General features: G+C 42.9%; 22 protein-coding genes and 1 pseudogene. 13 read left to right on the plus strand and 10 right to left on the minus strand.

Features of this window, described 5'->3' with window-relative positions; translation table 11 throughout:
- Positions 1-15: 15 nt before the first annotated feature.
- Entirely contained in the window at positions 16-924 is a 909-nt protein-coding gene (hemF, locus tag FHS56_RS01860) for an oxygen-dependent coproporphyrinogen oxidase (protein ID WP_166918183.1), read from the plus strand.
- A gap of 45 nt (positions 925-969) precedes the next feature.
- Here hemF and FHS56_RS01865 read toward each other — a convergent pair whose 3' ends face one another.
- On the minus strand, positions 970-1,557 hold the full coding sequence (locus tag FHS56_RS01865) for a riboflavin synthase (protein ID WP_166918184.1): 588 nt from the start codon (positions 1,555-1,557) through the stop codon (positions 970-972).
- Between the two features lie 76 nt (positions 1,558-1,633).
- Here FHS56_RS01865 and FHS56_RS01870 point away from each other — a divergent pair, with 76 nt between their 5' ends.
- The 3 genes from FHS56_RS01870 to FHS56_RS01880 all read left to right on the plus strand — a co-directional run bounded on the left by FHS56_RS01870 (position 1,634) and on the right by FHS56_RS01880 (position 3,305).
- Positions 1,634-2,296 carry a protein-L-isoaspartate(D-aspartate) O-methyltransferase gene (locus FHS56_RS01870; protein ID WP_166918185.1) on the plus strand — a complete coding sequence of 221 codons (663 nt, stop codon included), beginning with the start codon at positions 1,634-1,636 and terminating at the stop codon, positions 2,294-2,296.
- Between the two features lie 3 nt (positions 2,297-2,299).
- The gene (locus tag FHS56_RS01875; RefSeq protein ID WP_166918186.1) at positions 2,300-2,839 is read left to right on the plus strand and encodes an acyl-CoA thioesterase; all 540 of its coding nucleotides are present in this window, start codon (positions 2,300-2,302) and stop codon (positions 2,837-2,839) included.
- A gap of 184 nt (positions 2,840-3,023) precedes the next feature.
- On the plus strand, positions 3,024-3,305 hold the full coding sequence (locus tag FHS56_RS01880) for a hypothetical protein (protein ID WP_166918187.1): 282 nt from the start codon (positions 3,024-3,026) through the stop codon (positions 3,303-3,305).
- An 11-nt stretch (positions 3,306-3,316) separates the two neighbouring features.
- Here the strand turns inward: FHS56_RS01880 and FHS56_RS11915 are convergent, their stop codons facing one another.
- Genes FHS56_RS11915 through alaS form a run of 3 tightly spaced genes read right to left on the minus strand, consistent with a single transcriptional unit; the run spans position 3,317 to position 8,634 of the window.
- Positions 3,317-4,489, minus strand: coding sequence for a peroxiredoxin family protein (locus tag FHS56_RS11915; protein ID WP_243844124.1), 1,173 nt, complete (start codon positions 4,487-4,489; stop codon positions 3,317-3,319).
- Positions 4,490-4,509: 20 nt separating this feature from the next.
- A complete protein-coding gene (gatB, locus tag FHS56_RS01890; RefSeq protein WP_394352624.1) occupies positions 4,510-5,976 on the minus strand; it encodes an Asp-tRNA(Asn)/Glu-tRNA(Gln) amidotransferase subunit GatB in 1,467 nt (488 codons plus the stop codon).
- A gap of 21 nt (positions 5,977-5,997) precedes the next feature.
- On the minus strand, positions 5,998-8,634 hold the full coding sequence (gene alaS / locus FHS56_RS01895) for an alanine--tRNA ligase (protein WP_166918843.1): 2,637 nt from the start codon (positions 8,632-8,634) through the stop codon (positions 5,998-6,000).
- Positions 8,635-8,836: 202 nt separating this feature from the next.
- On the opposite strand from alaS, the gene FHS56_RS01900 reads away from it, so the two are divergent.
- The 7 genes from FHS56_RS01900 to FHS56_RS11965 all read left to right on the plus strand — a co-directional run bounded on the left by FHS56_RS01900 (position 8,837) and on the right by FHS56_RS11965 (position 15,987).
- Positions 8,837-9,814: a M23 family metallopeptidase gene (locus FHS56_RS01900; RefSeq protein WP_166918188.1), complete on the plus strand. Its 978-nt coding sequence runs from the start codon at positions 8,837-8,839 to the stop codon at positions 9,812-9,814.
- Between the two features lie 12 nt (positions 9,815-9,826).
- Positions 9,827-11,173 carry an APC family permease gene (locus FHS56_RS01905; protein WP_166918189.1) on the plus strand — a complete coding sequence of 449 codons (1,347 nt, stop codon included), beginning with the start codon at positions 9,827-9,829 and terminating at the stop codon, positions 11,171-11,173.
- Positions 11,170-12,339, plus strand: coding sequence for a hypothetical protein (locus FHS56_RS01910; protein WP_166918190.1), 1,170 nt, complete (start codon positions 11,170-11,172; stop codon positions 12,337-12,339). The genes FHS56_RS01905 and FHS56_RS01910 overlap by 4 nt, the downstream gene beginning before the upstream one ends.
- Positions 12,340-12,478: 139 nt before the next feature.
- Entirely contained in the window at positions 12,479-12,850 is a 372-nt protein-coding gene (locus FHS56_RS01915; protein WP_166918191.1) for a MerR family transcriptional regulator, read from the plus strand.
- Complete coding sequence (gene dprA, locus FHS56_RS01920) at positions 12,837-13,976, plus strand: DNA-processing protein DprA (protein WP_166918192.1); 1,140 nt, start codon at positions 12,837-12,839, stop codon at positions 13,974-13,976. The genes FHS56_RS01915 and dprA overlap by 14 nt, the downstream gene beginning before the upstream one ends.
- 50 nt (positions 13,977-14,026) lie before the next feature.
- A complete protein-coding gene (locus FHS56_RS01925; protein ID WP_208409613.1) occupies positions 14,027-15,085 on the plus strand; it encodes an alkaline phosphatase in 1,059 nt (352 codons plus the stop codon).
- A gap of 107 nt (positions 15,086-15,192) precedes the next feature.
- The gene (locus tag FHS56_RS11965) at positions 15,193-15,987 is read left to right on the plus strand and encodes a DnaJ domain-containing protein (RefSeq protein ID WP_166918193.1); all 795 of its coding nucleotides are present in this window, start codon (positions 15,193-15,195) and stop codon (positions 15,985-15,987) included.
- Here FHS56_RS11965 and FHS56_RS01935 read toward each other — a convergent pair whose 3' ends face one another.
- The 4 genes from FHS56_RS01935 to FHS56_RS01950 all read right to left on the minus strand — a co-directional run bounded on the left by FHS56_RS01935 (position 15,988) and on the right by FHS56_RS01950 (position 18,666).
- Positions 15,988-16,377 (minus strand): DUF1987 domain-containing protein, encoded by a 390-nt coding sequence (locus FHS56_RS01935; protein ID WP_166918194.1) that lies wholly within the window; start codon positions 16,375-16,377, stop codon positions 15,988-15,990. It lies immediately after the preceding gene.
- A 15-nt stretch (positions 16,378-16,392) separates the two neighbouring features.
- On the minus strand, positions 16,393-16,929 hold the full coding sequence (locus FHS56_RS01940; protein ID WP_166918195.1) for a SiaB family protein kinase: 537 nt from the start codon (positions 16,927-16,929) through the stop codon (positions 16,393-16,395).
- A 111-nt stretch (positions 16,930-17,040) separates the two neighbouring features.
- Positions 17,041-17,784: a (Fe-S)-binding protein gene (locus tag FHS56_RS01945; protein WP_166918196.1), complete on the minus strand. Its 744-nt coding sequence runs from the start codon at positions 17,782-17,784 to the stop codon at positions 17,041-17,043.
- 36 nt (positions 17,785-17,820) lie between these two features.
- Positions 17,821-18,666: a hydroxymethylglutaryl-CoA lyase gene (locus FHS56_RS01950; protein WP_166918197.1), complete on the minus strand. Its 846-nt coding sequence runs from the start codon at positions 18,664-18,666 to the stop codon at positions 17,821-17,823.
- A 174-nt stretch (positions 18,667-18,840) separates the two neighbouring features.
- Between FHS56_RS01950 and FHS56_RS01955 the strand changes: the two are divergent.
- A pseudogene (locus tag FHS56_RS01955) lies at positions 18,841-18,921 on the plus strand (30S ribosomal protein THX); the annotation flags it as partial.
- Between the two features lie 44 nt (positions 18,922-18,965).
- Here FHS56_RS01955 and FHS56_RS01960 read toward each other — a convergent pair.
- On the minus strand, positions 18,966-19,163 hold the full coding sequence (locus FHS56_RS01960) for a hypothetical protein (protein WP_166918199.1): 198 nt from the start codon (positions 19,161-19,163) through the stop codon (positions 18,966-18,968).
- Between the two features lie 62 nt (positions 19,164-19,225).
- On the opposite strand from FHS56_RS01960, the gene FHS56_RS01965 reads away from it, so the two are divergent.
- The gene (locus FHS56_RS01965) at positions 19,226-22,546 is read left to right on the plus strand and encodes a DEAD/DEAH box helicase (RefSeq protein WP_166918200.1); all 3,321 of its coding nucleotides are present in this window, start codon (positions 19,226-19,228) and stop codon (positions 22,544-22,546) included.
- Between the two features lie 61 nt (positions 22,547-22,607).
- Here the strand turns inward: FHS56_RS01965 and FHS56_RS01970 are convergent, their stop codons facing one another.
- Positions 22,608-25,430, minus strand: a complete 2,823-nt coding sequence (locus FHS56_RS01970; RefSeq protein WP_166918201.1) for a M43 family zinc metalloprotease — start codon at positions 25,428-25,430, stop codon at positions 22,608-22,610.
- Positions 25,431-25,572 lie beyond the last annotated feature (142 nt).

Raw genomic sequence — 25,572 nt, forward strand, 5'->3', positions numbered from 1 at the left:
AAAATATCAACTTGTATGAATGAATTAGACAAAAAAATAATTGCTGATTGGTTTCGTGGACTACAAGACCACATATGTCAAGAACTGGAAATTTTAGATGGTAAATCAACATTTGAGGAGGAACTTTGGGAGCGCCCGGGCGGTGGAGGTGGAAGAACAAGAATCATTCAGAACGGGCAATTGATAGAAAAAGGAGGTGTTAATTTTTCAGCGGTGTATGGCAGTGCCCCCTCTCCTTTGGTAAAGAAGGGTGTATTGCCAGAAGGAGAATTTTTTGCTACCGGTGTTTCAATAGTGCTGCATCCTTTCAATCCATGGGTTCCCATCATCCATATGAATGTGCGTTATTTTGAAGCTTCTAATGGTCAATACTGGTTTGGTGGTGGCATCGATGCCACCCCTCATTATATCGATAAGAAAGACGCTGCCGCCTTCCATAGCATGCTAAAAGCCTGCTGTGATAAACACAATAAAGATTATTATGTTAAATTTAAAGACTGGGCAGACAACTATTTCTTTATTCCCCATAGACAAGAAACTCGTGGCATTGGCGGCATATTCTTTGACCGCCTGACCGAAGATGAGCAAATGAGTAAGGTGGCTTTGTGGGAGTTTGTCAAAGAGGTAGGACACACATTTGTACCTGCTTACAAGTTGCTTGTATCAAGTAAACGCCAATTGCCCTTTGGAGAAAGACAAAAAGAGTGGCAACTCATCCGAAGAAGTCGTTACGCAGAATTCAATCTCGTGTATGATGCGGGCACCAAATTTGGACTCGAAACTCAAGGACGCATAGAATCAATACTCATGAGCATGCCTCCTTTGGCTGCATGGAAGTATAATTATCAGCCCGAACCGGGTAGCCTCGAAGCAGACACACAAGCCCTTTTAAAGAAAGGAATAGATTGGCTATCACTCGAATAGTAAGTGAGCGCGGACAAGAAAAGCTAAACAAGTTCGCGCTCTTTTTTATTGATACCCTTTTATAAGACGCTGAACATACTTGCCGATAATATCAAATTCTATATTTACCTTACTCCCCTCTTCCATGTATTTAAAATTGGTGTGTTCATATGTATAGGGAATAATGGCTACTGAGAAAGCCCCTTCTTCCGAATCCACTACCGTCAGACTGATACCGTTTACGGTAATAGAACCTTTACTTACGGTAATTCCTTTTTCAGCAGGATACTCGAACCAAAAACGCCAGCTTCCATTTTCCTCTTTTTTTTGCACACATACGGCAGTTGTATCGACGTGTCCTTGCACAATATGCCCGTCAAATCGTCCATTGACAGGCAAGCACCTCTCTAAGTTGACGATGTAATCTTTCTTCCATGTACTTAAATTTGTCTTATCAAGAGTTTCTTGGATTGCTTCTACTACATAGTTGCTTTTGTTTACTTCTATAACCGTCAAACAAGCGCCATCGTGAGCTACACTCTGGTTTATCTTTAACTCTTGTGCAAAAGGCGCTTCTACTGTGAATAAAAGATTATTACCCTGCTTATTTATCGAAATGATTTTTCCAACAGCTTCGACAATGCCTGTAAACATAGTTGAATGCACATTTTGGTGATTTAACGCCACAAAGTAGTATTTTTGTTTTATTAAAAAAAGCATCACCTCTGCGATGTATGAAGATAGCTACAGACATAAAGGCATGCGCCGTCGATTGGTAAACCAGCTGCGTAAAAAGGGTATTCGGGATGAGCGTGTATTACAGGCTATAGAGCTAATTCCCCGCCACTGGTTTTTAGATTCAGTATTTCTTGAGCATGCCTATCAAGATAAAGCCTTCCCCATAGATGAGGGGCAGACCATATCACAGCCTTATACAGTTGCTTATCAGACGGAACTCTTGCAAGTTGCTCCCGGGATGAAGGTATTGGAGATAGGTACAGGCTCTGGTTATCAAGCTTGTGTGTTGGCAGCGATGGGCGCAAGAGTGTTTACAATAGAATATCACAGTAAACTATACAGTAAAGCCCAAAAAATGTTTGTCCTGTTAGGACTCGACAAGCAAATAAAAGCTTTTTGTGGCGATGGCAGCCGAGGAATGCTCCAGCATTCACCTTTCGACCGTATATTGATTACCGCCGCTGCGCCTTCCATACCCGAAGAGCTAAAACAACAGTTGACCATAGGGGGACGCCTTGTAGCTCCTATTGGAGACTTACGTATCCAACGCATGTACTGTATCATACGCAAAAGTGAAAACACTTTCGAAGAAGTAGCAGGGGATTTATTTAAATTTGTACCTCTCTTAGGTAAACACGGATGGAAAAATAACTAAGCAATGGCAAGAAAAGCAAAAGCTGCAAAGGAATCACTTACTACTATGACCGAGATGGTACTGCCCAACGATACCAACACTTTGGGCAATCTCATGGGAGGAAGGTTGATGTATTTTATGGACATAGCTGCTGCTATAGCAGCTCAGAAACATTCTAACAGGATTGTAGTAACAGCGTCTGTCGATAATGTATCCTTTCGACACCCTATCAAACTGGGAAATGTAGTAACCATAAAAGCACAGGTAACCCGAGCCTTCAACTCTTCCATGGAAGTACATCTCGAGGTATGGGCAGAAGACATTCCTGCACAAACCAAGCATAAAACCAATGAAGCGTTTTATACCTTTGTTGCTGTGGACCAAACAGGACGCCCTATCGACGTGCCTGAGGTAATACCAGAGACAGAAGAAGAGAAACGACTCTATGAAAGTGCCATACATCGCCGTGAGTTACGTTTAATACTAAGCGGCAGGATGCAAATTCAAGACGCTACTGAGCTGAAAGAACTGCTTTCTAAAAATTTATACCCCACAGCCGAATAAAATGACGAAACAACAAGAATGGTTGAAGCTGTTTTTTGATGGCACCCCTATTTATTTAATAAGAAACAGGGTACGCTTAAGCACGCTTGTTACCTTTGAAAAACCGATGGTTTTTGTTGGTAAACAAGCCAATTTTAAATTGATGGACCAAGAAGGACTTTTCGTTACAAAAATAGTTCAAGCCATGGGGCAATTACTCCCTCATGGCTTGCCACAAAGTGAAGTAACCTTTCTGCATATCGAAGACCTGCCGGAAGACTGTATTTACGACTTGCATAATCGATGGACCATTTTCTTTGGCATTTCTCCGGCGACACACTTTTCCAACCTACCCACCACAACCAAATATCAAGTGCAGAAAGTGGAGGGAGTGAGCCTATTATGGGCAGACGCTCTAAGCGATATCTACGAGGATGCAGAAAAAAAGCGCCTTTTTTGGAAGGCGCTTAAGGAGTTATTGAAGTAAAAAAGAGAAACTTATTTCTTCCCGAAAAGCTCTTCGAGCTTCGCTTCGAGTGAAGGACCACGCAGCCCTTTGGCAATGATGGTACCGTTGGGGTCTAAAAGGTAGGTCATCGGTATGGCATTGACACCATAAAGCTGTGCCGCTTCGTTTTGCCATCCTTTCAGGTCTGATACATGCCGCCAGCCGAGTCCATCTTTTTCTATAGCCTGCAACCAAGCTTCTCTCTTATCATCGAGTGAAACACCAAGTATTTCAAACCCCTTGCCTTTGTATTTTTGATACAAAGACACTACTTGTGGGTTCTCTTTCCTGCAAGGACCACACCAGCTTGCCCAAAAGTCAACAAGCACATATTTACCTTTTAACTGTGAGAGACTCAACAGATTGCCGTCTGGTTGTGGAAGTGTAAAATCAGGGGCTGTACTTCCTATTTCTGGTCCCCCGCTTGACATTTCCTCTGGCAAGATTACTTGCGACATATACTCGACGAAACGCTTGGTAGCAGAAGGCATTGGTTTATCTTGATAAGCTTTTTTGATTTTTTCCGCCAGCTCTTTTAAGAAAAGAGCATCATCTGCCATGTTGAGCAAGCTAGCTGCATAAATCACAGATACAGAAGGCACCAAAGTATTGATGAGTTCCTTGGTTTTATTTACAGAAGTAAAATAGGATTCGCGAAATATCTCTTCTAATACCATTTTACGGGCTTCATCTCCCGCCTGCTCTGCCTCTATGTATGCTTTACTTAAAGAGTCATTCGCCACATTAAATTCTCGTAGGATATCAAGGAAGAGCGCAATCTCGCGGTTGACCTTCGAAGCTCCCTTTATAGAATAGGAAACGATGGGAGCATAGGGGTCTATCTTTTCCAAGTGTAAAGAGCTGTCGATATACACAGGAATGGTAGCACTGTTTTCAAATCTGAGCCTTCCGAAGTCCTCTACACGTTCCACATCAAAAGCAAAGTACCCTTCTTTATCAATATCGGCGGTATCTACGGCTTTGTATTCATTATTTTTTACGACATCTAAAATTACTCGTCGCAAAGTATCTTGTGAGCGCCCGGTAATTACCTTCCCTGTAATTTGCACTTTGTTCGGCGCTTCTGCTCCTTCTTTCGAAGAGCAAGCCGCTACGCTTCCTAGAAGGATGTATAGGGCTATGGGTTTTATATTACTTAACATAATATTTTTTTATTTAGTGATTACGAGCGTTCCAGAGCTTCTTGCAGCAGGCGCGTTGCCAACTTGGGGTCTGCCTTCCCTTGTGTGGCACGCATCACATGTCCCATGAACATACCTAATAAGCCTTTTTTTCCGCTTTTATATTCCTCTACCTTGTCAGGGAAACGAGCAATTACTTCCTTTACAATTCCAAGCAGCTCATCTGTATTGGCATTTACTATCAACTGATGTTGTTGTGCTAAAACCTCGGGTGCTATTTGTGGATTTTCAAGCATCAGAGGATATAACTGTTTGGATGCTATGTTATGAGTAATTTTCCCTTCTGCAATGAGGTTGACCAGCTCTGCTATAGCTTTGGGTTTCAGCGGAAATTCCTCAATCGTATATGCCAGTTCATTTAGATAAGCCTTCACCTGTACACTTACCCAGTTGGCTACTGCTTTATATTCTTTAGTGTATTGGCATGCCTCATCGTAGTAGAGAGCAATATCTCTTTCGGAAGTCAATACTTCTGCATCATATTCCGACAAGCCGTATTGCTTGGTAAATTTTTCGAATAGCTCCCAAGGCAATGGCGGCATTTCCCGTTTGATACGCTCAATCCATTCTTGAGTAACATACACTGGTGTTAAGTCTGGCTCCGGAAAATAGCGATAATCGTTCAGCGACTCTTTGGTGCGCAGGCTGTAAGTTTGTCCTGTCTCGGCATTGAACATGCGTGTCTCTTGTGTAAAAGACTCACCCTTTTCTATGAGTTCTGCCTGCCGGACAATCTCAAACTCAATGGCTCTCTTTACATTACCAAAAGAGTTTAGGTTTTTTACCTCTACACGAGTACCGAAGCGTTCAGTTCCTTTTGGTCGAATAGATACGTTTACGTCGCAACGCAAAGAACCTTCTTCCATATTGCCGTCACAGATGTCGAGGTAACGGACCAGCTTTCTTATCTCTACCAAATAAGCATAGGCTTCTTCGGCGCTTCTGATGTCCGGCTCACTCACAATTTCAATGAGGGGGACACCTGCGCGGTTGAAATCCACAAAGCTCTCTTCTTCACCTTCGATGTGCATGGATTTCCCCGCATCTTCTTCTATATGGATGCGTGTAATGCCAATGTTTTTGGTTGAGCCGTCTTGCAGTTTAATACGAAGGCTTCCCCCACGGCAAATGGGGGTTTTATCTTGCGATATCTGGTACCCTTTGGGTAAGTCAGGATAAAAGTAGTTCTTACGGTCAAAATAATTGTATTCGGTAATACGGCATCCACAGGCTAAACCCATCTTAATAGCAAAATCGAAGGCGCGTTTGTTTACTTTGGGCAGTACCCCCGGATGCGCTAAGGTTATCACGCTGACGCTGGTGTTAGGCAGCGCGCCATAAATCGCTTCTTCCGGTGCGAAAGCTTTACTTTGGGTTTTGAGCTGGGCATGTACTTCAAGCCCAATCACTGGTTCATATTTTTTTAATACTTCTTCTAAGCTCATCATTTCAAAGTCTGTTTTGGTTGCTTATTTCAACAAATCTTTAGCCTTTTGAATGGCTTGCTCCAACCCTTCTTTTTTAGAACCACCAGCGGTAGCAAAGAACGGTTGTCCCCCACCTCCACCATTGATTTCTTTGGCAGCTTCTTTTACTATGTTACCGGCATGCCACCCCTTGTCTTTCACTAAGCTATCCGAAAGCATGATAGCCAACAATGCTTTACTTCCTACAATGGCACCAAGGACCAATGCTAAGTTCTCCACTTGATTGCGCAACTCAAAAGCCAGTTGTTTTAGGGCATTTTCATCGGGAAGTTCCACTTTTGCTACTATATAATTAACACCATCAACTTCTTGTTTTTTATCTAAAAGCGTTTTCTTGATAGTGCTTACTTTCTCCGCCTTGAGGCGCTCAATTTCTTTACTTAGGTTTTGTTTTTCAGTAAAGAGCTGCTCAACTGCTTTTTTCAGCTCTTTGGCTTTGAGCATACGCTTAGCTTCCTGTACGGCATCTATATGCTGACGGGCATAAATAACCGCTTGACCACCAGTGTAGGCTTCTATACGGCGTACTCCGGCTGCCACCGAGCTTTCCGAAACAATGACAAAGTAGCCTATTTCACCGGTAGCTTGTACATGCGTTCCTCCACAAAGTTCTCTGGAGTAGTTTGCATCAAAGGTAATCACCCGCACATAATCACCGTATTTTTCGCCAAAGAGTGCAGTAGCACCCATTGCCAATGCTTCTTGAATGGGCACATTTCTGCGTTCATCAAGCGGTATATTTTCTCTAATTTTTTCGTTTACAATTTTTTCTATAGTTATAATTTCTTCTTGAGTGAGCGCAGAGAAATGAGAGAAGTCAAAGCGCAATACCTCGTCAGAAACCAACGAACCACGTTGTGCCACGTGCTCGCCCAGCACTTTTTTGAGGGCAGCGTGCAGTAAGTGAGTAGCCGAATGATTGCGCTGGGCAGCCAAACGTTTTTCTTTATTTACTTCCAATACAAACAACTTTCCGGCGATATCGTCAAGTGACAACCATTGCTCATCATCTGTAAAATGCACGATAAGGTCATTTTCCTTTTTGGTATTGATGATAGGGATTTGGATATTTTCTCCCATAATGCGGGCTACACCACGGTCGCCTACTTGTCCTCCCCCCTCGGGGTAAAAAGGTGTTCGGCTGAACACTAATTGGTAAAAAGTTTTTTTGCCTTCTTTTATTTTTCTATATTTCAGTAATTTAGTTTCGCAGGATAGCGTATCATAGCCTACAAAATCGACCTCGTTGCCGGGGTGAAGCACCACCCAATCGCCAGTTTCTAAAGCGGTAGCATTGCGCGAACGCTCTTTTTGCTTTTGCATTTCTTTTTCAAAGCCCTCCATATCTACCCTAAAATTGCGTTCTCTGGCTATAAGGGCGGTAAGGTCAATAGGGAATCCAAAGGTATCATACAGTTCAAAAGCGGTTTTGCCATCTACTACCTGCTCATTGGCATGAGCTTCAAAATACTGTTCCAAACGCTTCAAGCCGGTATCCAGTGTGCGTAAGAAAGAGCGCTCTTCTTCTTTTATCACATTGCTGACAAACTCTTTTTGTTGCATCACCTCAGGGAATACATCCTTGAACATACTGGCGAGGACATCCACCAGCTCAAACAAGAAAGGTTCTTGGAAGCCAAGGAAAGTATAACCATAACGCACTGCACGACGCAAGATACGACGAATGACATAACCAGCACCGGTACTTCCGGGCAATTGCCCATCGGCAATGGTGAAGGTAATTGCCCGCACGTGGTCAGCAATCACACGCATGGCAACATCTATTTTAGCATCGCTGCCATAGACAAAGCCTGATTTTTTTGCTACTGCTTGAATGACGGGCTGGAAGAGGTCAGTATCATAATTTGACTTCTTGCCTTGCACAACCATACATAAGCGTTCAAAGCCCATGCCTGTATCTATATGTTTGGCAGGTAAGCGGCGCAGCTCCCCGTTGCTCATGCGTTCATATTCCATGAATACAAGGTTCCATATTTCTATAACCAGCGGATGGTCTTTATTGACCAACGCTTTACCGGGCAGCTGTGCTATTTCTTCTTCATCACGCAGGTCTATGTGTATCTCCGAGCAGGGACCACAAGGACCGGTGTCTCCCATCTCCCAAAAATTATCTTTTTTTGACCCGTATAGTATTCTATCTTCTGGTACAATGTTTTTCCATAGTGCTCTGGCTTCTTCATCTGCCTCCAGCCCTTCTTCCGGGTCGCCTCCGAAAACAGTTACATAAAGACGCTCTTTGGGCAGATGATACACTTCCGTAAGTAATTCCCATGCCCATTCTATGGCTTCCTTTTTGAAGTAGTCACCAAAAGACCAGTTGCCGAGCATCTCGAAGAAGGTATGATGGTAGGTATCGTGCCCTACGTCTTCAAGGTCATTGTGTTTGCCTGTTACACGCAGGCACTTTTGAGTATCGGCGATACGTGGTGCTGGTGGAGTTTTATATCCGAGAAAATAATCTTTGAACTGAGCCATGCCCGAGTTCATAAACATCAAAGTAGGGTCGTCTTTCATTACAATGGGGGCAGAAGGCACAATCAAGTGTCCTTTCGACTCGAAAAACTTTAAAAACTTATCTCTGATTTCGTTAGCATTCATCATTTTTTCAATCAGTTATGAAAGTTGAATATGCAAATTTAGTTTCTTTCAATGAAAGCGCAATTTTATGTAAAATTAGCAGATAAAGCACCTATCAACAACTGCCGGATGGCTTTTGCGTATGATATAAAGCAAATCTACTTTAGGGACAGTGTAATATTTTATACTTTTGCGATAGAATAAATTAACAGAAAAAAGCTGTATGGCAAAGATTAAGTACTATTACGACACTCAAACCTGCAAGTATGAGCGTGTAAGAACAAGACCTATTGATTACATACTGAACGCCTTAGGCTTTTTGGCACTTGCCTTTGTACTTGGCATTTTCATATCCATTTTTTACAGTAAATACTATAAAACCTTCCGAGAAGGTCAGTTAGAACAAGAAAACGAAGAGCTGCGCGTGCAGTTTGAAGCCCTTCATAAAGAGGTGGAACAATTGCATAAGGTGCTGGCAAGCCTCGAAGAAAGAGACAACAAAATATATCGAGTTATCTTTGCTGTTGATACCATACCTTCTACTGTGCGACAAGCAGGCTTTGGTGGCACAGACCATTACAAAGAGCTATTTAGCCGCAAAACTCCTACGACAGAGAGCGTTTTGGAATTGCGCAAAAAAGTGGACCGCCTCAAGAGAATGGTTTACATACAAAGCAAATCGTATGATGAACTTGTAAAGCTTGCCAAAGAGAAGGATAAAATGTTGGCGCATATCCCTGCCATACAGCCAATATCCAACAAACAGCTCACGCGCTTAACCTCCGGCTTCGGTTATCGTTATCATCCCATCTATAAGGTACTTCAGTTTCACAGTGGCATAGACTTCGCCGCTCCTACAGGTACTCCCATCTATGCTACTGCCGATGGGGTCGTGTCGGTAGTAGCAAGCTCCTACGGAGGATACGGCAAAGAGGTGCGTATAGACCATGGATACGGATACGTAACACTTTACGCGCATCTGTCGCGCTTTAATGTCAAGCCCGGGCAAAAAGTAAAGCGAGGGCAATGTATTGGCTATGTAGGAAGCACAGGATTGTCCACAGCTCCTCACCTGCACTATGAGGTGCACTACAAAGGTGAACCCGTGAATCCTGTTTACTACTTCTTTAGCGAACTTAGCGATGAAGAATACAATAAAATTTTAGAACTTGCATCCATAGAGAACCAATCTTTGGAATAAGGCAAACTCTACATGAAAGACACAAATCCACCCCATCAAATCAAAAAAGCAAAAGTCAGTTTGCAGACAGCTATTGCTGTAGTAGTTGCCAACATGATTGGCACCGGCGTTTTTACCAGCTTAGGATACCAAGCTAAAGCAACGCCTTCAGCCTTTCCCATCCTCATGTTGTGGCTGGTAGGAGGTATTGTTGCATTGTGTGGAGCCCTCTCTTACGGAGAATTGGCAAGCCGTTTTCCGCGTTCCGGCGGCGAATATCACTACTTATCAAGAATTTATCATCCGGTAATCGGTTTCTTATCCGGTTGGGTATCTATGACAGTGGGCTTTGCCGCACCAGTGGCTTTAAGTGCCGTAGCTTTTGGAACCTATTTTTTTAGTGTCTTTCCCTGGGCAAGCATACAAACCTATGCAGTAGTTGTACTTATTTTCATAACCCTCATCCATTTGCGCAGTGTGGAGCTGAGCGGCATCTTTCAAAATTACTCTACCGGCATCAAAGTAGGCTTCTTATTGTTTTTTATAGGGCTTGGATTTTGGCTGGCACCGGCGCCACTTATCCATACCCTAAAAATTCGAAACGGCGATTGGGATTTGGTATTTAGCGGTGGCTTTGCTATCTCGCTTGCCTTTGTGTCATTTGCCTATTCGGGCTGGAACGCCAGTGCTTACATTGCCAATGAGGTAAACAAGCCACATATCAACGTGTCGCGTTCTCTGCTTATCGGTGCCGGTTTGGTTGCCACACTGTACCTTCTTTTGCATATAGTATTCCTAACGACACTCAATTTAGAGGAACTGGCAAGCATGCAAGCAGCCAACCCAGAACCCATAGATGTAGGCTACCTCTCTGCCAAGGTTTTTTTAGGCGACGCAGGTGCCAAAATGATGGCTTTCATGATAGCCATCATTTTGGTTTCTTCTATCAGTGCCATGACGTGGGCAGGTCCGAGAGTATCCCAAGTAATTGGTGAAGACTTACAATTATTTCATTTCTTTGCCTACAAAAACCCAGGGGGAGTACCCACCTATGCAATTCTCTTTCAATCAAGTGTTGCATTGATTTTGATTCTTTCAGCATCTTTCGAATCCATACTTTATGCAATTGCTTTTATATTAGACACATTCACCTTTCTTACAGTACTGGGACTGATACTCGCCAAAAGCAAAGGTCTTTATGACCATACTCCTACGTACAAAACATGGGGTTACCCTTTTGTGCCGCTTATATTTCTCGCTGGCACCGGCTGGACCATGTATTTCTTACTCAAGAGCCGTACTTATGAGTCTATGGCTTCATTATTATGGTTATTTATAGGGTATATTGTCTATCGTTTTAGTAAAAAAAATAAACTATGATGAAGAAGATTGTTTATTTGTTTCTTACCTCTTTAGTGCTATTAGTGTCATGCGATAACTCTAAAAAGGATGAAAAAGAACTAAACGTTCAAAAAGACACAGTAAAAATCAAAAAAGAGGAAAAAAAAGAATACAAAAATACTTATTATGACGCCTTAGCTTCCGTCATGTCGGGTATTACGCCAACTAACGATACACTTAAAGAAGTTATCCAATCACAAGCATGGCAAACATACAGTAAGAACATACAAAAAACATGGCAAGATAAAAGCAGCAAATTCTATATCTTAAAAGAATGGGCAAAAGAGGAGCTAAAAAAAGCCAATCAAATAGATGGTGGATGTTTTTATCCTTTTGCCGGCGCAGACATCCTTCATGCGGCACTTTTCTTCCCTGCTTTTGAAAGCTACTATATGATAGGGCTTGAACCAGTGGGTTCTCTACCTCCTTTTTCACAGATGAGTGAGGAAGAGATGAAGGAGTACTTCATTTCTTTGGAAAAGTCCATGTATCATATTTTGAATCTTAGTTTCTTTCGCACACTTAGCATGAAAGTAGACCTGACCGGCAAGCGTGTCGAAGAGCTAAATGGTACCATACACCTATTACTGGTCTTTCTCAAACAGCTTGATTATAAAATCAAGGATATACAACCGATGGTACTCACTTCGGATGGTACACTCACTCCCTCTGACACTTTCAATACCCAAGCAGTGCGCATCGTATTTGCTCCGCAGGGCAATGCACAAGCCGAAAAAGAATTGTTTTATTTTTCAGCTGACTTATCCGACAGCCACTTCACCCCAAATGCTCCCCTTTACAAGTGGCTGCAAAAACAGCCCATCTCTACCACTTTCCTTAAGTCAGCTTCTTATTTAATGCACAAAAACTACTTTTCCCATATACGCAGTTTTATTTTAGAGAAGTCACAATTTGTACTTCAAGATGACTCAGGCATACCGTTGCGCTTCTTTACTGACGGACATTGGCACATTCAACTGTACGGAAGCTATACCCGCCCCATTGCTTTATTTAAAGACTGGTATCAAAAAGACCTCTACGACTTGTACCATAGTAACGAAAAGGTAAAGCCCTTGCCCTTTGGTATCGGATATAAGTATAGAGAAGGAGAATCTACACTTATGCTCATAGAAAAGATTCAATAGAATTTATTTACATTCTGTTTTATAGACTTTAGGAAGGCGAATGCCTTCCTAAAAAAATATTGCAATATATTTGTTGTTATACTAAGTTTTTATTAGCTTTGTTTAAGCATCTATTCAAAAGATTTTAAAAATCCTCATCATGTCTTCCCCTATAAATGCAGATGAACATTTGTTCAAAAGCACCTCTTCTTTACCGAGGAAACATTACTACTCCATTGGAGAAGTAGCTTCCTTCTTAGGGGTAGACACTTCTGTGATTCGTTACTGGGAATCAGAGTTCCCCTTTTTGCAAATCAAAAGAAACGCCAACGGTGAGCGTCGTTTCACCGAGGGTGATATCAAAGACTTGCAACTTATTTACTATCTGCTTAAGCACAAAGGCTTTACTATAGAGGGTGCTAACAAGTATTTGTGTGAGCACAAAAACGAGCTAAAGAAAAAAGCAGAGGCTATTGAGTCATTGAAGAAAGTAAAGTCTTTCCTTCAAATGCTGCGCAATGAACTCCCCTAAAATCTATGAAGTTGCTTTAACTCTCATTCCAAAGGTAGGGAATATTTTGGGACGCCTGCTAATCCAAGCATTTGGAAGCGCAGAAAATGTATTCTCAGTTCCTCCAGGCAAAGTAAAGAGTGTACAAGGCATAGGCAATCGTATAGTAGCCGAGCTACGTCATAAAGAAAAATGGTTGCATCAAGCAAATGAAATCATAAAGCATTGCCAAAAGCTAAACATTCAAATCACTACCATCACTTCGCCTGCTTACCCCTATCGACTAAAGGAAATCCCTGATGCTCCTTTGGTCTTATACTACATCGGCGCCATTGATGTACTGAACCGCCCCGCCATAGCAGTAGTAGGCACTCGAAAACCGACCACGTATGGGTATTACTTCATAGATTCTTTTTTTAAAGATTTACAAAAATATTCTTTTGTCTCGTTAAGTGGGCTTGCCTATGGCATTGATGTTTATGCACATCAAAAGTCTATTGAAAACGGTATACCAACGGTAGCAGTTCTGGCAGGCGGATTGGACAAAATATATCCTCCCGAACATGTGAAAATAGCCAAAGCTATTTTAAAAAATGGCGGTTTACTGCTCAGTGAATCTCCTCCCCATACCTCAATACACCCAGCTTTGTTCCCTGCCCGTAACCGCATCATAGCCGGTCTTGCCGATGTAGTGGTAGTGGTCGAAGCAAGAAGAAAAGGCGGGGCACTGATTACTGCCCGCTTAGCAAATGACTACAATAGAGAAGTGATGGCGGTGCCAGGCTCTATCTTTCACGACACTTCACAAGGTTGCCACTTTCTGATTAAAACACAACAAGCTCACTTAATTGAAGAAGCCAGCGACTTGGTCCGTCTCATGGGATGGGACGAGGCTACTGCTGCACATAGAGAAACAAATCTGCCAGAATTATCGACAATTGAACGCCATATTGTCAAGTTATTACTGGAAGCAACAGACTACCGGATGAACATGGAAGCTTTTAACATACATGCCGAATGTGCACTGCCAGAACTCTATACTGCACTGTTGCAATTGGAAGTCAAAGGCATCGTGCAAGTACAGGCTGGAAATTATTATCAAATTATACCACAATGGCTGCCAATGCTTAAACGTTATCTCCTTTGATTCTTAACTTTATTTCTTAAAATTGCAACGGTAATCAAAACAAAAACCTTATGAAACGATTACTACCCTTTTTGTTTCTTTTTACACTCCTCAATACCTATGCACAGCAAAAGCCACGCAAGGTAATTCTTATGATTGGCGACGGCATGGGGCTTGCCCAAATATATGCGGGCATGACAGCAAAAGGTGGTCATCTTGCCTTAGAACGATGCCCCATAATTGGTTTATCAAAGACCAACTCTGCTGATGACTATGTAACAGACTCAGCTGCTGGTGCCACTGCCTTCTCTATAGGACAAAAAACCTTTAATGGCGCCATAGGCGTTGACAGCACAGGAAAACCCGTAAAAACCATCCTTGAAGAAGCCGAAGCACAAGGATTGGCAACCGGACTGGTAGCCACTTCCAGCGTTACGCATGCCACCCCCGCTGCTTTCATTGCCCATCAAAAATCCCGCAAGATGGAAGAAGAAATAGCACTCGATTTTTTGAAAACCCCGGTGGATGTATTCATTGGCGGCGGGCAAAAGTTTTTTATGAAACGCAAAGATGGGCGCAATCTCATCGACTCTCTAAAAGCGAAGGGTTACTTTGTAGCTTTAAGCAAAGAAGATTTGCTTAAATATCGTGCGCCACAGCCCTTGGCAGCGCTACTGGCAGAAAACAGCTTGCCTCGATACAGCCAAGGACGAGGCGACCTACTGAAAAAAGCTGCCTTAATAGCCATTGAAACACTGAATAGAAACCCCAAAGGCTTTTTTTTAATGATAGAAGGCTCTCAAATAGACTGGGGCGGTCATAATAACGACACGCAATATATTGTAGAAGAAATGCTTGATTTTGACAATACAATAGAGGCTGTGCTCGATTTTGCTGAAAAAGACGGTAATACATTAGTGATTATTACTGCCGACCATGAAACAGGGGGCTTTGCTTTGGTCAATGGTTCTCTGGAGAAAAGAACCGTCGAAGGTAAATTCATCACTACTGAACATACGGCAGAGCCAGTACCTGTATTCGCTTTTGGTCCCGGTGCTGAGGAGTTTCAAGGCTTTTACCACAACACCGAAATTTATCACAAGATAAAGAAGCTTCTTCTTTCCCATTAAACATACACACAGCACATTTCAACTCCAAAGGAGACCGTTTTTTACTTCGGTCTCCTTTTTTATTATCGCTGTATTGCGTATCTTTTTGCTTAAAGCCTTATCTATCAATGGACGATTATTACAAAATATTAGGAGTAAGACGCGATGCCACCCCGGAAGAAATCAAACAAGCATACAGAAAGCTGGCAAAAAAGTATCATCCAGATGTCAACCCGCAAGGGACAGAACAGTTCAAAAAAATAAACGAGGCATACAAAGTACTCTCTAATGAGCATTTACGTGCACAATATAATTACCAGCAGGATTTCTTATACGTTCAATGGGCACACATTATAGAACAAGAACGTCAAAACAAACAAAAAGCATGGCGTGCTTTCTTTGAAAAACAAGCAAATCAAGAAAAGGTCAGAAGGCAGTATGGCGAACAAATGGGTTTTTTGGCACTAATTATCATTTTGCTCAATCTCATCATATGTAGCCCCTTCATTTACTTGTTAGACAAAAAAAGCAAGGAAAAAGAATGGAAAGAACAACAAGCCAAGTTTGCAGACGGTGATTTGCTTTATATAAGCGACAAGCAACGAATATACTTGCCTGCACCCGGACACCCAGATAGATATGCCATTGAACTAAATAAATTTGATTCCACCACCGTATGGTTACTTCACAAGAAGCAAACACCCGTTAGCAGCCCTTTTATAAAAGACTACCAAATCATTCTGCAATCGATGCACAAAGACCTTTTTCTGGCTATCATTGCCATGGAGCAAGGCAACGTACCTTTGGCACAGAAAATAATGAACGACTACTTGATGGAACAGAATTCGGCATATGGATGGATACACTACCCCAACCCTCGAGCACCCTTTGCAAAAGGAATGAAAGCTCTTTATCAAAAGTGATTATACCTCCTTCTGGTCTATCTCCAGTATTTCTATAGGCAGCTTGACGATTTGCTTGAGGTCTTCCCCTGTTTGCATCATATCTTCGTCTTCAATATCGTAATACCATTTCACCTGTACAGGGTGCCCCTTTTCATACAGAAACTCCAGCTTTTTCAATATACCTAGGATGTACATCGAAGAGCTGGTATTGAAGTAATCCAACTTAAACGTAAGCTCTGTTTCTTTGGCAGGATTGTCCATATACTCATCCAGCCATTGAAGTATAGGCTCATAAAACTTATACGAGTTTTCAGGGATTGAACGCCCTATGATTGCCAGCTTTCCATCAGATGCACAGAAGCTCACTTTGGGAGTTTTATTGGTAGCTTCGAAGTATAAGTCTTCCATAGGCTATTAGTTTTTTTACCGCTCGTTAAACACAAATTGTATAGTAAAATACTTAAAATTATCTTTAAAATCATAAAAATGATAATCAAAATTACCATTGCATCTTCGAGCCATATCTATCAAACCTATGCCGGCTCCCTGCTTTTGGTTTCCATCTGCTGGCACGCTCTTTTCTTCCAGTATGCGTAGCTGTTCTTCATGCAGACTCTCCTCTGTCTTGTTTTTAATAGTATCCAAGCGTTGCTTTAGCTCTGAAGCATCACCTATTTTTATCGGATTTGCCACCAACAGAAAATAGTCTGTACTCCCCTGTACTGGTTCAAAAAACACAAAATAAGTATCTTTTTCTATATTTTGCCCCTCTTGATGTAATCTGGAATTATAGTGAATGACATTTTGCAAACTCTCAATCATCACAGAGATAATACGCTTCCTTTGGTTTTTTTGCACATCTCGCGCTATAAGCTCCAAATCCATGATTTTAATGAAATATTGAAGCATTTCATTGCTCAATTTCCCATGAAAATAGAGAATCACTTGCTCTATTTTCATGTTTGCTAAAAAGGGCAGGACTGTTTTGCCAGATATCATCATTACAGAAATTAAAGTCTCGGGCTTCCTTCTTTGAAGATACACAATTTTGTGCTTATTGCGCAACTGCTATCACCATCCAGAAGCCAAAATATCGGCAATATGTCTCGTTTGTATATTCTTTTGATGTTTTTGAATATAGCCGTCAAGATGAAGAAGGCAGGAAAAATCAGAAGAAATAATTACATCTGCGCCTTGCTTTAGAGCATCTTCTACCTTTTGCATAGCCATTCCGGCAGCGATAGCGGGAAATTTGGCAGAGAATGTGCCGCCGAAACCACAGCACTCCTGAGCGTACTCCAAGGAGTAAAGCTCGAGCCCTTCCACATTAGCAAGCAGCTTACGAGGCGCATCATAAATCATACACTCCCGCAAAGCACTGCAGCTGTCGTGATAAACGGCTTTTGCCTTATAATAGGCTCCGGGTACACGGTCTATTTCCAATACATCTACCAGAAATTCGCACAATTCAAATATCTTATTTTCAAGGGCAAAAAGATATTCTTTTTGTAAGCTGCCTGCCAACAGCCGCTCATACTGGTTACGCACCATACCCACGCATGAAGCCGACGGCGCTACTATATAATGATGCTCACGCTCTAATGCCTGACGGAAATCAGCTACAAATTTTGAGGCTACCTCTTCTGCCTCTGAAAAAAAACCAGCATTGAAAGCAGGTTGTCCGCAACAAGTCTGATTGGGATTGTAGTGCACAGAACATCCCACTTTTTCCAGTATTTTAATCATGCTAAACCCAATATCGGGGGCTATTTGGTCCACAAAACAAGGAATAAATAAATCAACACTTACTTGCATAATACTCAATATTCAAAAAATAAAGCTACAAAAAAGTTAAAAAATTTCTAAGGAATAGCGTTTTGCCTCTGCCAAAGCTTCCTCATCAATCGGTGGTAAAGGCGCTTTTACCTCCCGAAGTGCTTCTATCAACAATTCTGTGTCCAGATTTCCCACCAGTTCGTCTTTAGCCATGGGGCAGCCACCAAATCCACGGAGCGCGGCGTCGAAGCGGCGGCAGCCGGCTGCATAAGCTGCATGTACCTTCTCTTTTACTTCTTCACGACGCGAATGTAAATGTATACCTAAGGTCATACTGGGAAACAAACGGGCTGCCAAGCTATAAAGCTCTTCTATGTCTTTTACAGAAGCGCTACCTACAGTATCTGCCAGTGATACTGTATCTATTTGCATGACTTTAATTTTCTCGATGAGCGCACATACCAACTCCGGACTGTAAGGGTCACCATAGGGATTGCCAAAACCCATAGATATGTAAATCACAGCTTTTTTCCCGTGTTCCTCACATAATTGTTGGATACGCGCAACAGTTTGCAGAGCTTCTTGAATTGATTTGTTGGTATTGCGCTGCTGAAACGTCTCCGAAGCCGACAAAGGAAAGCCTAAATATTGTATTTGGGGATACTGACAGGCTTCAATTGCCCCTCGCTCATTTGCTACAATAGCCAACAACTTGGTATTGCTTCCACCCTCCAGCTGCTTGACCACTTCGTGTGTATCGCTCATTTGAGGAATTGCCTTCGGAGAAACAAAGCTGCCGAAGTCTAACGTATGAAACCCTACTTTTAACAGCAAATTAAGGTACTGAACTTTCTTTTCTGTAGGAATAAAAGTTTTTATCCCTTGCATAGCATCGCGTGGGCATTCTATGATTTGTAGCATACAACTGCTTTTTATGCAATATTAAAAAAATTCGTTGGCTTGTGATTGTGTTGTTTTGTGTTTTATTGTTTATTTACTTTTAAAGTCAAAGTATTTTTAAATAAATAAGATTGACAAACCCAAAAATAAAGCTTATCTTTGCCGTAGCTTTTACTTCTAAAACCAATTTTCATCATGGGAAAAGGCGATAGAAGAACTAAAAGAGGTAAAATTTGGCGTGGAACCTATGGCGTAAGCCGTCCCCGCAAAAACAAGCAAAAGCAAAACACCTCTGAAAAGAAAGCCGAATAAGCCGGAAATTATTTTTCCGGCTTTGTTTTAGTTTCATCTTCACGCTCTACATTATCTACATTTTCGATAATCTCCTCCCCTTCCAGCAACATACAATTTTCACACAACTGCTCCTCTTCAAAATAAGTATTTTCCCCCATAAGCAACTTGCCACAGCGTGTGCAGCGGTTTTCAAATTGGTCCACTCTAAAATGAATCCCACACATGATGAAAGCGCTTTATTTTATTGCTATTATTGGTAAAACAAAAACAAACTCCAAAACATTCTATGCTTAGCCCCGTAGATGCCCAATATTTTTACGAAAGTTGCCACGAAGTAATCCGAAATACCACCACCTCCGACGCACAAAAATTATGGGACTACAAAAACATCAGCGAAGAGCTTGCCATTACCCTATGTCGAAACATGGAAAACAGGCGCTTCTTCTACCATTTCTACGACCGCCTCAATTTTATCATCGAAGCGTGCCGGCTACCCCAAATATGGCACCGTCATTTCAATCGACTAAAATACCTTTTTCTCAAAGCAACAAGCGGGCAGCGCATCTCCACCGAAGACTGGCAAGATGCTCTCTTTATCATTACCCAATGGATAAAAACCTGTTCTGGCACTCCTGTACCTCCTAAGCTGCAAGAGCAGCTTAAGGAGCATGTACTATCACCACAACTCCCCAGCTCACATGAACACTCGTCAAAAGTGCGCTTGCTCGTAACCAAAAGCCCTACCCCTTACAACAACACCTTCTGGAAAGTAGAAGGCATCAGTCCGGAACTTGGCGAAACAAGCATTCTAATAAGAGACATACCCTACTCATCTCCCGACGGCACCCGCCGCTACACATTCAAACTCACCGAAACCATTAAATTTGTTTCTCCCAACCAATCCATTCACCTCACGCAGCTGATACACAGCCCCGAAGGCTGGCAAACCACTGACGAATCCCTGCTTATTGTAGAGCCCGATTACCTCGTAGATGTATCCACCATTGCGCAATGCTATCACCGCTTTAGCACACTACCCCTTCTTGCACTTGTAAACCGTTTCCTTAATCAACCGCCCTCATTGGCTGCTTTTTTAGGAAACCTTACCAACGAACTCTTCGATTTATTCATAAGCAATCCAGATATAGAAGAAAATGATGCCATTCGGCAAGTACTTGACAGCAAAAAAACCGAACTCGTGCTTTTGCAGAGGCAATTAAAGGAAGAAGAAATAACAGAAGCACATATTTACTCTGAACTCCAAAGATATTTTAAAAATATAAAAAATATCATCCCCCAATATACCTCCGGCAAATGGCATACCCTCACCGAACCGCACTTTTACGCCCCTTTTTATGGACTTCAGGGACGCATAGACCTGCTTTTGATAGACAAAAAAACACCACAGCATCAAAACATCATAGAGCTCAAAAGCGGAAAACCTCCCTCATACCACATTTGGGATAATCACTTGTTGCAAGTATCGGCTTACAATTTGCTGCTTGAAGATGCCACCCCCCAACGGCGTGGCAATAGTGCCGTATTCTATGTACGCATGGATAAGGAAGGACTACGCGACTGCGGCGACCTACTCTATGAAAAGCAACTGCTTTTGCAAATACGCAATCACATTGTTTTTTATGAGCGTCTTTTGTGTAGAATGACTTCGGACACTATGGGGCGCATGCTGGAGCAAATCCGCAATAGCAGCCTGCCAAATTTTTTACAGGAACCAATACGCAATTTTATCCATACATGGCAGGCAGCTTCTACTCTCGACCAAGCATACATTGCCGCCCACAGCGCTTTTCTTGCGCGCGAACTGCGTACTGCCAAAATTGGAAGCTTTGCTTCTAACCATACCTCAAAAGGTTTCGCTGCATTATGGCAGGAACCTGCCAGTAGCAAAACCAACGATTTCAATTTTGCCGAAGGGCTGATGGTCAAACAATGGGAGCTTGCTACCGCTCGCCTTTGCTTACAAAGTCGCCAAGATAAACACAACACCGTAGCTTTTCGAGAAGGGGATATAGTATTGCTTTATCCCGAAGACTACCGAGACAACCCCACCGGGCACCCCATCTTGCGTGGCATGTTGGACAAGGTCGATGCTGGACAGTTTGTAGTCAAATTACGAAACCGCTTTGTGGACCCCGCTATCTTCAAACAACGCCCTTATTGGTGCATGGAAAGCGATTGGATTGAAACCACCTTTACGCCTTTATTCCAATCACTTGGCGCTTTCTTGCAAGCCGATGCACGCAAAAAAGCCTTGATTTACGGACAGGAACGCCCCCGCTTCGCTCCTCTACCTCAATTAAGTGAGCGTTTTCAAGAACTTACTTCCACACAAAAAGCGGAGCTGCAACGAGCACTCGCTGCCCAAGATTATTATCTGCTTCAAGGACCACCCGGCACAGGTAAGACCTCAGCCCTGCTTCGCAAAATGGCTGAATATTTATATCACTACACAACAGAAACCATTGCACTCATAGCCTTCACCAATCGGGCAACCGATGAGATTGCTCTCAAGCTGCATCAAGCAGAAATCCCCTTTGTACGGCTGGGCATGGGTTCTAATGAAGAAAAGTTGATACCCTATCGGCTACATCAAAAAGAAGAAGACGCACACGCATTGCTTGAACGTTTGCGCCACTGCAGAGTATGGGTATCCACTGTCAGCTCCTTTGCCCGATACAAGCCTCTTTGTGGCAACATCGACACCCTCATTGTCGATGAAGCCTCTCAGCTTTTAGAAGCTCATCTCTGTGGACTGATTGCCCATTGCAAACGCTTCATACTAATTGGAGATGAAAAACAACTGCCGGCTGTAGTAATGCAAGAAACACAAGAAGAGGATACTAACTTTGAAAAACAAAGTAAATCAAAAAACAAAGATAAAGAACTACTCCAAGAAAACGGTCTTTATCCCCTACACCTCTCTCTGTTTGAGCGGCTGCTTTACAATGCACAACAAAAAGGCTGGACAGAGGCTTACGGCATGTTAAAAGAACACTTCCGTTGTCATGAAGACATCATGCACGCATTCAATACGCTTTTCTACAAACAGCTCAAGGCTGCCACTTCCCAACAGAAGACACCATTGCCTGCCACAGGGCACCCAATTTTTGACAGCGGTCGCTTGGTGTTCATCCCCACCGATGCCGAAGAGCAGCCCAAAGTACATGAACAAGAGGCTACTCTGACAGTACGCTTGATTGAGGACTACTTGCGCCTACATCCCGATTGCCTACCTGAAGACATCGGAGTAATTGCTCCTTTTCGAGCACAAATTGCTCATATCAAAAGCAAACTGCCGACGTCGCTGGCAAGCCATATTACCATCGATACTGTAGAGCGTTTCCAAGGAAGTGAACGACGCCTTATCATCATGAGTGCGGCGGTCAATCATCCACGCCATCTGCAGAGCATCGAAGCGTTGGATATACACGGCACAGTGGACAGAAAACTGAACGTAGCCATAAGCAGGGCAAAAGAGCAGTTTATATTGCTGGGGGCAGCCTCCATCCTTTGCCTTTCTCCTTTTTACAAGCAGCTAATCGAAAGCTTCTGTAAACGTGTGCCTATCGATGTTTTCAATAAATAAAAAAAAAAAAGGAGACAGGACTAAACCCCGCCTCCTTTTTTTAGAGAAAAGAATAGTTGGACTATTCAATCACCAAACGCATGGTTTCCACACTTTCTTTTAGTTGTATCTGCAAAAAGTAAACCCCTCGCGACAAATCAAGCAGAAGCTCCCGTTGCTTTTCTGCCATGGTGCCATGCCATACTACTTGTCCCAGTTGGTTCAACACCCGCAAGGTCGCATTTTGTGCTTGTGGTAAAGTAACAGTAAAAGTACCATTGTTAGGATTGGGATACAGCTGCACTTTAGCAGACAGTTCGTCTTCAACACCCGTAACTGTTTCCGATACTCTTACTTGTTGCACGGGCGTATAGTCTGACCGAATACCCTTTGTGTCGTTATAGGCATACACCCGGTAGTAATAGGTTCTGCCTAACAAGACGGTTTCATCGGTATAGGAGAGCTCATTCAAAGCAGTAGCCCCCACCATAACAAAGTTTAGCCCGTCTTCGGAGCGCTCTACTCTGAAGCCCTCTGCCCCGTTATCGTCGGGATAAGTCCAACTGCATGTAACCTTAGGTACTCCATTGCTCGATACCGTTAGGTCTTGCGGAACATTCAGTGGCACTTCTAACATCAAAGGCACTTGTTTTGTATCGTTGTAGCTGCCATTGCTTACGGTAAGCTTTACTTGTACTGTATACAAGGCAGCCTCGTTGCTCTCCACATCATAAGTGATGGTATGCGGACCTTGCGTAGAACTTGTTGCATAAGGATTCACTACAACTCCTTGAAGAGCAGTAGCATTGAAATCCCAGTTCCAGCTATTAATAGGGGGCTGTCCAGTCTCTACGCTCGAGGCGTCAGATATGGTTACGGTAAAGGGAACTCTTCCACGGTTGGCACTCAACGATATGTCGGCATTAAGTTGTGCATCATAAAGCTTCAGTCCGTCAATATAGAGTGCATTCCCATATCCACCTTTATTCCGTATGGCAATACGCAAGTCTGTTTGCCCTATATAAGCAGACAAGTCAATGATTTCTTCACGCCATTGGTCATATGTAGGTGTAAACAACACAGTAGTTGCTGGGGCGGTTGCCAACTGTTGGTTTTCTTTTGAATAAACCACGGTTTCAGTAGCACCGCAGTCGGTAAGCAGCACCACCTCCAAGCCATCATAGAAGTTTGTACTGTACGGCGCATAAGCAACATAAAAGCGCAACTGAGGCTTGGATGTACCCACAAGGCTAAAGTAAGGCGAAAGCAATTCTACCTTTTTTCCGCGCAAATCCAAATTGTAATTATCTACCCATAAAGCCTGTACACCTTGATAGGCAGTAGAAGTAAATTCCCACCCCCCGTCCGGAGAGTTGGTAGATACCTGCCAGTTACCGACCGTGCCGTTGCCATCAGTGATGCTGCCACTTTCAAAACCCTCGACAAGAGGCAAAGGTGCAGGCGCCGCCGGTACAATCACCTTAATGTTCTTTTTGAAAGAAGCTGACTTACTACCGTTGCTTACTACCAACTCCACCTCATAGGTGTAAGTGCCTGCCCCAAGCGCCGTAGGGTCAAAAGTGATGGTATGCGGACCGGCGCCACTTGCAGTGCTCGAAGGCGTAAGCGTGCCCCCAACACCAGTAGCGTCAAAGTTCCATGTCCAAGAGGAAATGGCTGGTTCGCTATCAGCTACGCCCGACTGGTCGGTAAAAGTAACAGTCAAAGGAGCACAGCCAGCCTCTTTATCAACTCTGAAGCTGGCGTAGATGTCCAACGGGTCAGCAGCATTTGAAGTAAGGAGTTCTTGGCGGCGGGGTGAATTTTGCAATACGGTCTCCACACGGTTTATCTGTCCCTGTGTGAACAAGTTCATACACACATCATCGGAATAGTCCATATAGTTTTGAAACATATCGGGCAAATCGCCCGAACCTTCATTACAAGAATTAGGTCCTGGAAAGGTACAAGGCGCTCCGGTATAGTTAGGTGCACTGGCAACCGGTGTATCACTTACAAAGTCATCTTTGCTACAATCGCCATCACCCCATATATGGCGTAAACCCAAGAAATGTCCTACCTCATGCGTTGTAGTCCGTCCTCTGTCGTAAGAGGGATATAAATTGAACGGCTGACTGATGGGATTACCCGAAGCGTCATAGTTTGAACCGAAGGCTCTGTACCAAATAACCACGCCATCGGTATTTGCTGCCTCTCCCTCGCCACTAGCGGGCAAGCCGGGCAAAGTGCTTTCAGGGAACTGTGCATAGCCCAATAGCCCTCCGGAGATGTCAAGCACCCAGATATTCAAATACTTCGTTGGGTCCCAAATAGTAGCAGGCTTGATGGTTGATTCTATATAATTATCACTAAAAGGAGGAGCACTCCAGCCCATGGCATTACGATTTACACGATGCACGCCAGGCTCAGCCAGTGGTAAGCCATCTGGGTCACGTGTAGCCAACTTAAATTCAATATCAATGCTGCCGGCTCGTGATAGAAAGACATTTGGTGTATTTACTTTATCGGCATTGGTACGATTGAAATCTTCATTCAGCACCCGTATTTGCGATTCTATTTGAGCATAAGGCAAGTTGGTACCACTCCCTACGCTTTCTCCGTTGTGTATTATGTGCACCACTACGGGGATGGTATAAGTAGTTTTCTTATAAGTTCCTTTTTGCTTTGCTTCTTCTATACTTTTAAGGCGGGGAGCCAGCCAGCGCTCAAAAGCCTCATCGGAAGGAAAAGAAGGATACTGCTCGCGCAACTTTTGCATGTATTCCACAGTAGCACAACGCTTAGGAGGAGCTTCCTGCTTTTCTCGTGCTACTTTTTGCGCACTGCTGCCGTACCATAAGAGACAAAGCAGCAAAAGAAAAACCCAAGCTTTTGGTACACCCATAACGCTTCAATTTTTAATTCAAAAAATTTTTCAAAAATAAGCATATTTAAAATATTATACCAAAACAAGCTACCATGTATACTCCAATTCTTTTACTTAGTAAACAAACTCTTTCTTCTACTTAGTATCAAATCATGCATGG

The organism is Thermonema lapsum (assembly GCF_011761635.1).
In the GTDB taxonomy this organism is placed as follows: domain Bacteria; phylum Bacteroidota; class Bacteroidia; order Cytophagales; family Thermonemataceae; genus Thermonema; species Thermonema lapsum.

Bases quoted from the DNA above. Each gene is read 5' to 3' on its own strand.
- hemF (WP_166918183.1), top strand. From the start codon at position 16: ATGAATGAATTAGACAAAAAAATAATTGCTGATTGGTTTCGTGGACTA.
- FHS56_RS01865 (WP_166918184.1), bottom strand. From the start codon at position 1,557: ATGTTTACAGGCATTGTCGAAGCTGTTGGAAAAATCATTTCGATAAAT.
- FHS56_RS01870 (WP_166918185.1), top strand. From the start codon at position 1,634: ATGTATGAAGATAGCTACAGACATAAAGGCATGCGCCGTCGATTGGTA.
- FHS56_RS01875 (WP_166918186.1), top strand. From the start codon at position 2,300: ATGGCAAGAAAAGCAAAAGCTGCAAAGGAATCACTTACTACTATGACC.
- FHS56_RS01880 (WP_166918187.1), top strand. From the start codon at position 3,024: ATGGGGCAATTACTCCCTCATGGCTTGCCACAAAGTGAAGTAACCTTT.
- FHS56_RS11915 (WP_243844124.1), bottom strand. From the start codon at position 4,489: ATGTTAAGTAATATAAAACCCATAGCCCTATACATCCTTCTAGGAAGC.
- gatB (WP_394352624.1), bottom strand. From the start codon at position 5,976: ATGATGAGCTTAGAAGAAGTATTAAAAAAATATGAACCAGTGATTGGG.
- alaS (WP_166918843.1), bottom strand. From the start codon at position 8,634: ATGAATGCTAACGAAATCAGAGATAAGTTTTTAAAGTTTTTCGAGTCG.
- FHS56_RS01900 (WP_166918188.1), top strand. From the start codon at position 8,837: ATGGCAAAGATTAAGTACTATTACGACACTCAAACCTGCAAGTATGAG.
- FHS56_RS01905 (WP_166918189.1), top strand. From the start codon at position 9,827: ATGAAAGACACAAATCCACCCCATCAAATCAAAAAAGCAAAAGTCAGT.
- FHS56_RS01910 (WP_166918190.1), top strand. From the start codon at position 11,170: ATGATGAAGAAGATTGTTTATTTGTTTCTTACCTCTTTAGTGCTATTA.
- FHS56_RS01915 (WP_166918191.1), top strand. From the start codon at position 12,479: ATGTCTTCCCCTATAAATGCAGATGAACATTTGTTCAAAAGCACCTCT.
- dprA (WP_166918192.1), top strand. From the start codon at position 12,837: ATGAACTCCCCTAAAATCTATGAAGTTGCTTTAACTCTCATTCCAAAG.
- FHS56_RS01925 (WP_208409613.1), top strand. From the start codon at position 14,027: ATGAAACGATTACTACCCTTTTTGTTTCTTTTTACACTCCTCAATACC.
- FHS56_RS11965 (WP_166918193.1), top strand. From the start codon at position 15,193: ATGGACGATTATTACAAAATATTAGGAGTAAGACGCGATGCCACCCCG.
- FHS56_RS01935 (WP_166918194.1), bottom strand. From the start codon at position 16,377: ATGGAAGACTTATACTTCGAAGCTACCAATAAAACTCCCAAAGTGAGC.
- FHS56_RS01940 (WP_166918195.1), bottom strand. From the start codon at position 16,929: ATGAAAATAGAGCAAGTGATTCTCTATTTTCATGGGAAATTGAGCAAT.
- FHS56_RS01945 (WP_166918196.1), bottom strand. From the start codon at position 17,784: ATGCAAGTAAGTGTTGATTTATTTATTCCTTGTTTTGTGGACCAAATA.
- FHS56_RS01950 (WP_166918197.1), bottom strand. From the start codon at position 18,666: ATGCTACAAATCATAGAATGCCCACGCGATGCTATGCAAGGGATAAAA.
- FHS56_RS01960 (WP_166918199.1), bottom strand. From the start codon at position 19,163: ATGTGTGGGATTCATTTTAGAGTGGACCAATTTGAAAACCGCTGCACA.
- FHS56_RS01965 (WP_166918200.1), top strand. From the start codon at position 19,226: ATGCTTAGCCCCGTAGATGCCCAATATTTTTACGAAAGTTGCCACGAA.
- FHS56_RS01970 (WP_166918201.1), bottom strand. From the start codon at position 25,430: ATGGGTGTACCAAAAGCTTGGGTTTTTCTTTTGCTGCTTTGTCTCTTA.